The 229-nt window shown below is 52.0% G+C and carries 1 rRNA gene; it reads left to right on the top strand.

The window, feature by feature from the left end:
* Positions 1–229: ribosomal RNA gene (locus H6A32_RS16130) — 23S ribosomal RNA — on the top strand; the annotation flags it as partial.

Below are 229 nucleotides of genomic sequence, written 5' to 3'. Positions count from 1 at the left end.
CGTCATCCATACGCCAATCCATAACGTATGGAAGGGAACCCGGTGAACTGAAACATCTAAGTAGCCGGAGGAAGAGAAAGAAACATCGATTCCGGGAGTAGCGGCGAGCGAAACTGGAAGAGCCCAAACCAGTGTGCGTGCATGCTGGGGTTCGGACTGCACAAGTGACTTCCAAGAGTAATAGAATGGTTTTGGGAAAGCCAGCCAGAGAGGGTGAAAGCCCCGTACA

The organism is Drancourtella massiliensis, from assembly GCF_016900655.1.
GTDB lineage: Bacteria > Bacillota > Clostridia > Lachnospirales > Lachnospiraceae > Sellimonas > Sellimonas catena.
This window is presented reverse-complemented; position numbering and strand designations above follow the sequence as displayed.